Source organism: uncultured Campylobacter sp. (assembly GCF_938045225.1).
GTDB lineage: Bacteria > Campylobacterota > Campylobacteria > Campylobacterales > Campylobacteraceae > Campylobacter_A.
Map to the genome: position 1 here is coordinate 1 of NZ_CALINL010000171.1, position 11,157 is coordinate 11,157.

The following is an 11,157-nucleotide window of genomic DNA, read 5'->3' on the forward strand; positions in this document are numbered from 1 at the left end:
TTACGACGCTCATACCGCCTTTTGTAGCATTTATGCCAAATCTCTGCACCTCTAGCCCACTTGGCTTAAATATATCTTTTCTATTAGATAAAAAATCACTAAAAATTGTGCCAAATTCGCTCTCATCTTTTATCATGTATTCTAAGATGGCTCGCTCGTTTAGCCTCTCCCAAAGCTCTTTTAGCTCAGTAAACTTAGCAGGTCTTATCTTTATACCTTTTTTCTTGTCTTCGACATTTCTTATCTTTTGCGATAAATTTCCGTTTCGTAGCGGATAAATCTCTTTAAATTTTTCATATCCACCTTCTAAAAATTTATTACTTCTGTTAATAGCACATTCTTCATCAAGTCTTTTTAAAATTTCGCCTTTGCTTATGCCAAATTTCAAAGCCACAAGCCTTATCATATCTTCAGTAAGTTCTTCTTTATTTATTTCAGCTTCAACACTTTCATTTATCTCGTTTATCAAGCTATTTGCAAAGTCCTTTTCTTTAAAATCAACAATATAGTTAAGCATAAATTTATCATCTTTTACACGAGCCATATACTCATTTACAGGCAGTCTTAGCCCACGCCCTACTTCTTGTAGCTTACTTGTATTTGAGCCACTACTTCTTAGTTTGCAGATAGTAAATACATTTGGATTATCCCAGCCTTCACGTAAAGTCCATTTTGAAAATATAAAACGTCTTGTGTTATCTAGGCTCAACAAGCTCTCTTTATCATGTAAAATTTCATCTATCTCTTTTTGTATCTTCTCATCTTTTTCATCATTATCTTTTGAAAAGTATCCACCATGAGTTAAAGAGAGATCGTCAAGCGATTTTTTTAAATAATCTTTATAAAATCCAGGCTCTTCTTCTTTATAAATTTGCTCCATTTTTGATTTTATAAGTTTTTCAAATTCAGCTCTAAATTCTCCTTTTTTCTCACGGTAGCTATCTATATCATTTATAAAAAATAGTGCAAGTGGTTTTATACGAGGAGATCTCTTCATCAGCTCACGCTCATTTTTAAAGTGCGCATCTACGGCAACTTCTAACATCTTTTGTTGAAGTGTTTGCGAGTAGCTAAAAGGGTTTATTTCATCCCCTCTTTTCATCTCTAAGCCGTTATTTAATAACACGATTTTTGTATTTAGTTTCTCTATCCTAATGCCACTTAAATTTTCATCTATTAACTCCAGATCATCACCCTTACCAAGATTATAAAACTTGCTTTTTCTATCAGCTTTACGCTCAAATTTAGCAATCGTTCCATCCGTAGATACCAGCCTTACGCTTACATCAGCCACCTCGTCAAATTTAGCTACATAAACCTCTACGCCTTTTACTAGATCCGCATTAAAAGCATCAAGTGCATTTAACTCATAAATTTTATTTTCAAACTCTTTAAAAGTAGCGCCGTATCTAAATGTAAGTTGAGCGTTAAATTTTTCTAAATTTTCCCACGTTTTATTTTCTTTATCAAATTTATGCGGTTCGTCTATTATCAAAATAGGCCTTGTATATGAGATAGCCTTAAAAGGATTTGATATCTCGTCAAAAAGAGTTACGTCGAATTCTTTTTGCAGCGTTTGAGAGTTTATCATGCCTTGATTTATTACAAGCACGTGTATAGCATTATTTTCACTAGCTCTTGCATACTCGCTTATCGCACTTGGCATACGCTCTTTTTTATCGTTTTGCTTTGCGCTATCGACTAGATAAATTTTGATATTTTTAGAATAAATATCTCTAAAATGCTCTCTGGTAGCTTCTGAGTTTAAAAAGCTCATCGTTCCAGCTTTTATAGAAAGCGTCGGCACTGCGATTATAAATTTAAAAACGCCTGCGATTTTATTTAGCTCAAACATCATTTTCGTAAACGTATACGTTTTGCCAGTTCCAGTTTGCATGCAGATGTCAAAAACATTGTTTTTGCTTTCTATTAGAGGATTTTGCTCTGCGTTTAGGCTCGTTTTTATCTCGCATCCAACTAAAGCGTCCATCACCGCATTTATTGCTTCATTTTGATGAGGCAAGTCTTTTTCGTAATTAAATCCAGCCATTTTAATGCCTTGCAATTAAGCTTATTTGCAAATTCTTTTTATTTGCATAATTTTTAATAGCTTCATCTAACTCACGCCATCTCGTGCTTTCAAAACTAGGCTCGTAAATTACTATTTTTTCAGGCGCAAATTCTTTATCGCTATCTATTTTCTCAACCAAAGCTTTTAAATTTTTACCATTAAAATTTTCATTTATAAGATATAGCTTTTTCTGTGCATAATACGCCTCATATCCTCCCAAATCTACTATTTTTAGCTCATCTGTTAGTTTTATGCCGTCATAAACTGCAAATGTAGTTAAAAGTGCCGTCAAATCATCTTTTGAAAGCTCATTTTTAGAAAACAAATTCGGCTCTTTCGTATCAGAGTCGTCATCTAAATACTTATCTAAATATGATTTTAAAAGCGGAACGGTCGAAAAGATTTTAAATTTAAGCCGCGCATCGTCTTCAGAGAGAGAGAGAGAGAGAGAGAGAGATTGCGCTGCGCGCAAGATACGCTCTTTTGTGATGTCAAAGATAGTTGGATTTTTACTTTTTAGCTCATTTTTACAAAAGTCATAAGCCGTTTTACTCTTTTTCTCGTCTATTTTTTCATCAAGCTGAACTAATATAAATTTACGGTTGCCGCCGTCTTCTAAATTTTGAGCCATTACGGCGTGAGCGGTTGTGCCGGAGCCAGCGAAGAAGTCCAAAATGACATCGTCATCATCGGTACCAACTTGCATTAATTTTTTAAGTAAGTTTGTAGGCTTTGGGGTGTCAAAAACTTTTTTACCGTTAAATAAAGTTTGTATTTCTTTTGTAGCCTCTGTAGTAGTTCCGAATTCTGTAAATATAGTCCTAGTTTTTATAATTTTTTCTTTTTCAACTTCATCAAAATATGTTACTTCATAAGGAGTTAAACGCCCCATTGAATTTTCTTGCCAAAAAATATGATCTTTGTCTAAATTTTCAGGCTTTTTACGCCAACATCCATCTTCTCCGTTTGGCGCCATAGGGTAAAAGTCGTTTCCATTTGGATCTTTTATTGGGTAATAAAGCGTAGGTCTATCTACACGCAAAGAATGATTTCCCCATTTTTCCAACTTTATAATGTTGGCTTTTCTATTATTTATTGTTTTATTAAAGTCATCTTCAGTAAATTCTTCTGTTTCGTCGTAAATTTGCCAATCTTTTTTCTTATAGCACAAAATATATTCGTGTTCTTTTGAGAAATCTTGACTATCTTGTGAACCGCCTTTTTTCTTTTGCCATATTAAGTTGGCAACAAAATTCTCTTCTCCAAAAATTTCATCGCATAAAATTTTAAGCTGTGCTTGTTCGCTATCATCAATGCTTATAAATATTACGCCGTCATCGCGGAGTAGCTCCCTAGCGATATAAAGACGAGGGTAGATAAAGCCTAGCCACGCAGAGTGCGAGTTTGAACCTTTTGCAGTAAATTCAAGCACTCGTTTAGCCTCTTCTTGCGAGATACCGGCTAGACTAGAGAGTTCATCAACATTAAATTTTCTATCATCTTTATACACAAATCCATCACTACCTGTATTATAAGGCGGATCGATGTAAATCATCTTGATACTTTCAAAATAAGCGTTTTTAAGATGTTTTAACACTTCGAGATTATCGCCCTTTATGAGTAAATTTTGAGCGTTCTCATTTTTAGAATTATGATCGATATCTGGCATCAAAAGCGTTTTGGGATTTAAATTCGCCGTTAATCTCGCATAAGATTTGCCTAAAAATTTTAACTCAAAACCCTCTTTTTTGATATTTTCTACGCCTAAAATTTGACTTAACGTTTCAATGTCAAATTTACCGCTTTTATCAAAACATTTTGGAAAATTTCGTTTTAAAATAGCGAGCGACTCGCTGTTTGCCGAGATATCTTTATCGTCGAAAATATTTTGCGCCTGCATCTTTTCTCCTTTAAGTTTTAGTCAAAATTATACTAATATTCGCTAAAATGTGCCCTAAATTCAATAAGGATAAGAAACGATGATAAATTTAAAACTACTTGAGACAAACTACGATGAATTCGTAAAAAAACTAGAGGGCAAAAATGTTAAAGCTAGCTTGCTAGAGGAGCTTTTGCAAACCTTTAACGAGCTAAAACAAAAGCGCAAAGCGCTTGAAAATTTCCAAGCGATCCAAAACGCAAAAAGTAAAGAGCTTGGCATAAAAGCAAGAGCTGGCGAGGATGTGAGCGAGCTAAAAAATGAGCTAAATTTAAACAAAGCTGCCCTTGCTGACGCTGATGAGATCGTTAAACAATATGAAGAAAAGCTTGAGCAAATTTCATTTAGCGTGCCAAATATCACCGACGATGACGTGCCATTTGGCAAAGATGAGGACGATAACGTCTGCATAAAAACGGTGCTTGAGCCCACTAAATTTGACTTTAAGCCAAAGGAGCACTGGGAGCTAGGCGAGAGCCTTGGCTGGCTTGACTTTGAAAGGGGCGCAAAGCTCTCAGGATCTCGCTTTACCGTGCTTCGCGGCATGGGAGCAAGGCTTAGTAGAGCGCTTGTTAATTACATGATCGACTTTAACAGCGCGCGCGGCTTTGAGCTTGTAAATGTCCCTTATCTAGTAAGCTCAAACACGCTTTTTGGCACTGGTCAGCTGCCTAAATTTGAAGAGGATCTTTATAAGGTGCGCGACGAGGATCTCTACCTCATCCCAACTAGCGAAGTGCCTGTGACAAATTTATACAATGACACCATCATCGAGGCCAGCGAGCTGCCTATAAAGATGACTTGCTACTCAGCATGCTTCCGCCAAGAGGCAGGCTCAGCAGGACGTGACACCAGAGGCATGATCCGTCAGCACCAGTTTGAAAAGGTCGAGCTTGTAAGCATCACAAAACCTGATCAAAGCGAGGGCGTGCTTGCTGAGATGATATCTTGCGCGAGCGACCTACTAACTAGCCTTGGGCTGCCTCACCGCCACATGCTACTTTGCAGCGGCGATCTAGGCTTTAGCGCCGCCAAGACGGTAGACCTTGAGGTCTGGCTACCAGGTCAGGGCAAATACCGCGAGATAAGCTCTATCTCTAACACTCGTGATTTTCAAGCAAGAAGAGCGAAAATTCGCTTTAAAGATGGCAAGAAAAATATGCTTGTAAATACCCTAAATGGCTCAAGCCTGGCAGTTGGCAGGACGCTAATAGCGATAATGGAAAACTACCAAAAAGCTGACGGCACTATCGAAATTCCAGAAGTTCTTAAAAGGTATATGTAGTGGCGCAAAACGACGATGAAAACGTAGTAATCCTCGAAGAGGCTGAAGCCAATACCGAGCTAAGCGACAAAGCGCCGCAACAAGAAGAGCAAGAAGGCAATGAAGGCGACGATCTAGTTTCGCTTGATGAGCTAGAGCCGGTAACTCCGGAACAGCCGGCAGATACAAAAGAAGACGATAAAAAAGGCAAGAAAAAGCTTTTTATCATCGGCGGAGCAGCGTGCGCGTCCATCACCATTCTAGCCGTAGTTTTGTTTTTTGTTTTTAGAGGCGAGAAAAATCCGCCTATAGACGAAAAACAGATCGTAAAAGATATCGAGGAGCACTACGAGTCGCAAAAATTCGGTAGCTCAAAGATCGACGATATGATCGCCAAGGCAAATTTGCTCTATGAAAAGGGCAATAAATTTGAAGCTCTAAAAATCTACGAAAACATCGCCGTTTATAACCAAAGCCTCTCAAACTATAACTTAGGCGTCTCTCAGATGAGACAAGGGAAATTCGAGGATGCGCTGGAAAGCTTTAAAAGAGCCATTGCAAACAATGAAAACGTCGCCGTTAGCGCTATAAACGCCGCGGTTAGCTCACTTGAGCTAAAAAACGAGCAAAATTTTAACTACTATATAAATCTCGCAAGCTCGTTTTTATATAAAGAAGCAGACTCTCCGCTATACAACTACTACTACGCGCTCATAAACTACTATAAAGGCCAATACGTCGAAGCTCTAGCAGCTCTCTCGCACGCCGAAAACGGCTACTATAAAGACCGATACGACTACCTCGCGGCTAAAATTTTAAGCTTTATCGGCGACGATGCCGAAGCGATAAAAAAGCTAGAAGCGCAAAAGGAATTTGACGCGGACCTGGCACTTGGCATGCTTTACGCAAGACTCGGGCAATATGAAAAGGCCAGAAATAGGCTAAATTTAGCGCTAAACAAGGGCGGCGACTCAAATAAAATAAACTCGATGGTAGCCATCATAAACCTAAAAGACGGCAATTTTGAGGCCGCGACAAATGAAATAAAGGCCGTATTTCACGAGGATCCGCTGTTTTTAAACGCGAATTTCCCGATCAAAACGATACTAAAACCCGAGCTTTTCGACGTAAATTTAGCTCAGGCGCACTTTAGAAACGACCTGTTTTTCGATAAAACCAAGCGCTACGAGACGCTGTTTTACTTCGCGCCTTATAAGGTTTTTGACCCGAACCAAACGATAAACTACATAAGAAAAGGCGGCGTGAGCCTATTTTTGGACGATGCAAGTGCAGCGGGTAACTACCTAAACGCTAGCGGCGCGCTCTCAAAGGTAAATTTAGAGCTATCATCCGCTATCGCAAACGCCCTAAACTACAAGCTAAAGCAGGCCAACGCGCAGTTTGCCTCGCTCATCTCACTCTATCCAGAGCACTCGGTTTTACACTACGACCTAGCACTTAGCTACGCGCAGCTGGGCAACTTTAGCATGGCGGCAAAGCACTTTATCATGAGCTATCACCTAGACCCGACAAATCACCTAGCGGGCGTACTGGGCGCTATCGCAAACGATATAAACGCAGTGGATAATACCAAACTACTACAAGAAATTTCAGAAAATCTCGACCACGACGCAAGCTCGAAAGACGCGCCCGTTAGCCAGGCTCTGATGGCGCTCATAGCAAATAATAGCGGCGCTTTAATGCGCTGGCTGGAGGAAGAAAAGGAAGAGAGTGCGCTAAATTTAGCCTTTGACGCGATAATCGCAAAGATGACCGACAGGGGCGAGGAGTTTGCCAAAAAAACGCAAATTTTAAAAGCCAAGCTGCCTGAAGATATCGTGGCGAACATCCTTGATTTTATTGCAAACTACAAGGATGATGGCATCAAAAAATACGTCGAGCAGATTCAAATTTACTTCCACGACAAACGGCTAAACGACGCGGCGTTTTATCACGGCGCAAACATCATCAAAGAGCAATACATCAAGCTTTTGCAAATCTCGGGACTGCTAAACTACGAACGCCAGAAGCTAAAAGCGCTACTAAAACAAGACGCTAATAACGCGGACTTGCTCCAGACGCTAGCTTATATCGACATTTTTACGAACGATTTTGAGGAGAGCTATCAGATCTACAACCGCATAATCGACGAATTTAAGATAAACGACGCGGGCACGCTGTTTCTAGCAGCCGTAGCCGCCATCGGCTCAAACCATCCGCAAAACGCCACCGCGCTTTTGGAGCTATCAAAGCTCACCGATCCAAATGCGATGGAAAGCCGCGTGGCGCTAGGACACCTATATCAAGAGATCGATAACATCGAAGCCGCGACGATACAATACGGACTGATAAAAGATCCGAATTTTAAAAGCAAATTCGTTGATTTTATGATTGATTACGAGAAGCTGAAAAAGTAGTTTATTTGGGCGATACGGCGATAAATTTATCGCAAATTCGCCCGAATAATTTTTAATAATTCTTGCATGTTTACAGCGTCAAAGCAGTTTTGTCAAATTTGACAAAAGCAAAAACAACTCGCCTCGTCAAATTTAACGCCCTACTCCGCCCTGCTCTATAACTCGCGGCTTAAAAACACCCGCAAATTTAACCAAAGCACGACACTAAGCCGCGCCTTAAGTCAAATTTTACTTATCCTCAAGCACCTTTTCGCGCCACTTCGAGCTTGATTTTTTATCCATCGCCATATCTTTAGACATCTCGGCAGCGGCCTCGAAGTTTTTCTGCACGCCCTCGCTGCTGTTTTTGTATTTCACCGCGTTCGTGCCCTTTATGCCTAGGCTCTGCGCCTCGCTAACCGCGTCGATGTTCGCTCCCAAAAATATAAACTCCCAGTCGTATTTTTCCTGCTTATCGCTTATCATTTTTTTGATCTGCGCCTTTGAGTACTCCTTGCTCGAGTTTTCTTGCCCGTCGGTGATGATCACGAAAAGCACGGCTCTGTTTTTAGCATAGATGTCTTCGACTTTTGAGATTTTGTTTATCGTATCGCCCACAGCGTCTAGTAGCGCGGTGTTACCGCCGGCGACGTAGTCCTTGTTCGTTAGCTTCTCGACCTTTTTGATATCGACCCTATCGTGCAGAGTTTTAAAATTCGTATCAAAAAGCACCGTCGTTACCTTGGCGTCCACGCCCGCTTCTTTTTGCTTGTCGATCATCGAGTTAAAGCCGCCGATAGTATCGCTCTCAAGCCCACTCATGGAGCCCGATTTATCCAGGATCAGCACCATCTCAAGCTGCTTTGGTTCCGATTTTTGCGGCGCTTCATCGCTTTTGGCAAATGCAAATGCCCCGATAATCATCACCAAAAACGCGATTTTTTTCATATTTTCTCCTTTGAAAAATTTGGCTTGATTATATCAAATTTTAATAGCGAGGGGGTTTAAATTTGAGCTTTGTATTTTTATTTGCCCAAAACCCGGTCAAATTTACTTCAAAATTTACGGCCGAATTTAAAGGTTAAATTTAGAAATTTAAGGCCCGAATCCGAGCCTTAAATTTGGCTAAGCGGCGCGGTCAAACCGCTCAAATTTTACTTTGTAGCGGTGATTTTTACGTAGCTGTTTAGCGCGCCCACATACGCTCTAGCGCTCGCCGTCATCGTATCGATATCAAGTCCGTGACCGATGATGGTTTTACCGTCAAATTCGACCTTCACGACGACGTTTGCCAGCGCGTCCTTACCCTGCGAAACGGCGCTAACCTTGTAATCCTTGAGCACGCCGTGGATGCCGCTTAGGCGGTCGATGACCTTAAATATCGCATCCACCGTACCGTTGCCTAGCGCCGCATCGCTCTTGATCTCATCGGCGTGACGAAGCGTGATCGCCGCGCTACTTAGGCCCTTGTTGCAGCTGCTTTGCGTAAGCGTCAAAAACTCGAAAGCCTCAGGGATCTTGATGATCTCGCTAGTTACCAGCGCGCGCAAATCGTCGTCAAAGATCTCTTTTTTCTTATCCGCTAGCGCCTTAAATTTCTCAAACGCCTCGTTTAGCGCGCTATCTTCTAGCTCAAAGCCAAGGCTGATTAGCTTATCTTTAAAGGCGTGGCGACCCGAGTGCTTGCCTAGTATCAGCGAGTTTTTATCCAGTCCGATGCTCTCGGCGCTGATGATTTCGTAGGTTTCTTTATGTTTTAGCACGCCGTCTTGGTGGATGCCGCTTTCGTGAGCGAAGGCGTTTTTACCGACAATGGCTTTGTTTGGCTGAGGCTCGATACCGATGATGCCCGCTAGCAGGCGCGAGCTAGGATAAATTTCTTTATAAACTATGTCCGTATAAAGCGGTGCGAATACGTCGCTGCGCGTCTTTATCGCCATCACGATCTCTTCGAGCGCGGCATTCCCCGCACGCTCGCCGATACCGTTTAGCGTACACTCAACCTGTCTGGCGCCCGCTTTTATCGCGGCTAGCGAGTTTGCCGTAGCTAGGCCTAGGTCGTTGTGATTATGCACGGAGACTACTGCGCGACCGTTTATAAATTTAACCATTTCTCCTATGCGAGCGGTAATCTCCTCGGGATATAGATACCCCACGGTGTCTGGGATATTGATCGTTTTTGCTCCGGCGTTTATAGCGGCGTCGCAAATTTCTTTTAAAAAGCTCATCTCGCTCCTGCATGCGTCCTCGCAGCTAAACTCAACGTCCTCGCAGAATGTCTTGGCGTATTCCACGGCTTTTACTGCGCGTCTGATCACTTCATCTGGAGCCATTTTTAGCTTAAACTCCATATGGATCGGGCTTGTGGCGATAAAGGTGTGGATGCGCCTATTTTTTGCCGGAGCGATAGCCTCTCCCGCAGCCTTTATATCGCCGTCTACGGCGCGGGCGAGCGAACAGATAGAGGCGTTTGAGGCTTGTTTAGCGATCTGATGTATCGCGTCAAAATCGCCCCTGCTAGCCGCCGCAAAGCCGACCTCCATGACGTCTACATTTAGGCGCTCTAGCTGGCGCGCGATACGGATTTTCTCCTCGGTATTCATTGATGCGCCGGGGCTTTGCTCGCCGTCTCGTAAAGTCGTATCAAATATTATTATTTTATCATTGTTCATTTTTTATCCTTTTTGGGGTTTTTGTTTGTGTGGTTAAATTTTTATTATTAGGGTGTGAAAGAGTCGCTGCTTAGCGCAGCAGCAGAAGTAGAGAGAAAAATGCGTTAAATTTGACGTTGCCGTTCATTCGCTCTCCTTTTGGTTTTTTTTGTTTTTACATCTCATAAAAACATAGCGGATTATACCGTAAGAAACATAAACGCTCATTAAAGCCGTAACCGCCTCGATCGGGTAGATATAAATAACCGAAAACGCGACCGTAAGGCCGACTAATATGCGTAAAAAATGGGCTTTTTTTAGATCGATTTTTTTAAAGCTAGGGTAGCGGATGTTGCTTACCATCAAAACGGAAAGCAAAATTTGCAAAAACAGCAAAAACCACTCGGCACTTCTAGTAAAATCATACTCCAAGCTCAGCCCAACCCAAAATGCAGACACAATGGCCGCCGTTGGTATCGGAAGGCCGATAAAAACAGACGGCTCGTAGGTGCCGGTCATTACGTTAAACCGAGCAAGTCTAATAGCACCAAAAACTACAAACAGTGCAGCGACTAGCGAACCCAAACGCCCAAAGCTGTGTCCGACCGTAAAGTAAAAAAGCATCGCGGGCGCGACGCCGAAAGCTATAATATCGGCAAGACTGTCAAACTCCACGCCGAATTTTGACGTAGTTTTAGTTAGCCTCGCTACTCGCCCGTCAAGTCCGTCCAGAAAAAGAGACAAAACGATATAAATAATAGCCTTAAAAAAATAGCCGTTGGCCTCCTCGACCAGTCCTGCGCTAGCCGCGATGTAGCCGCGCACGGAGACGATGA

At 41.8% G+C, this 11,157-nt stretch carries 7 protein-coding genes; 2 read left to right on the forward strand and 5 right to left on the reverse strand.

The annotated features are described in order from the left end of the window. Nucleotides 1-2,050 (reverse strand): type III restriction-modification system endonuclease (locus tag Q0200_RS06360; protein WP_297939174.1); only part of this gene is annotated, 2,050 nt, incomplete at its 3' end. Nucleotide 2,051: 1 nt separating this feature from the next. Then, entirely contained in the window at nucleotides 2,052-3,971 is a 1,920-nt protein-coding gene (locus Q0200_RS11930) for a site-specific DNA-methyltransferase (RefSeq protein WP_366118359.1), read from the reverse strand. 79 nt (nucleotides 3,972-4,050) lie between these two features. On the opposite strand from Q0200_RS11930, the gene serS reads away from it, so the two are divergent. Together serS and Q0200_RS06380 are read left to right on the forward strand one after the other, a co-directional pair. Beyond that, nucleotides 4,051-5,295, forward strand: a complete 1,245-nt coding sequence (serS, locus tag Q0200_RS06375; RefSeq protein ID WP_297939177.1) for a serine--tRNA ligase — start codon at nucleotides 4,051-4,053, stop codon at nucleotides 5,293-5,295. Beyond that, nucleotides 5,295-7,691: a tetratricopeptide repeat protein gene (locus Q0200_RS06380; RefSeq protein WP_297939180.1), complete on the forward strand. Its 2,397-nt coding sequence runs from the start codon at nucleotides 5,295-5,297 to the stop codon at nucleotides 7,689-7,691. Before serS ends, Q0200_RS06380 begins: the two co-directional genes overlap by 1 nt. Nucleotides 7,692-7,919: 228 nt before the next feature. Here the strand turns inward: Q0200_RS06380 and Q0200_RS06385 are convergent, their stop codons facing one another. The 3 genes from Q0200_RS06385 to pssA all read right to left on the reverse strand — a co-directional run bounded on the left by Q0200_RS06385 (nucleotide 7,920) and on the right by pssA (nucleotide 11,146). Next, entirely contained in the window at nucleotides 7,920-8,618 is a 699-nt protein-coding gene (locus tag Q0200_RS06385; RefSeq protein ID WP_297939181.1) for a vWA domain-containing protein, read from the reverse strand. A 206-nt stretch (nucleotides 8,619-8,824) separates the two neighbouring features. Next, nucleotides 8,825-10,342, reverse strand: a complete 1,518-nt coding sequence (locus tag Q0200_RS06390; protein ID WP_297939184.1) for a 2-isopropylmalate synthase — start codon at nucleotides 10,340-10,342, stop codon at nucleotides 8,825-8,827. Nucleotides 10,343-10,465: 123 nt separating this feature from the next. Further along, the gene (gene pssA, locus Q0200_RS06395; RefSeq protein ID WP_297939190.1) at nucleotides 10,466-11,146 is read right to left on the reverse strand and encodes a CDP-diacylglycerol--serine O-phosphatidyltransferase; all 681 of its coding nucleotides are present in this window, start codon (nucleotides 11,144-11,146) and stop codon (nucleotides 10,466-10,468) included. Nucleotides 11,147-11,157: the final 11 nt, after the last annotated feature.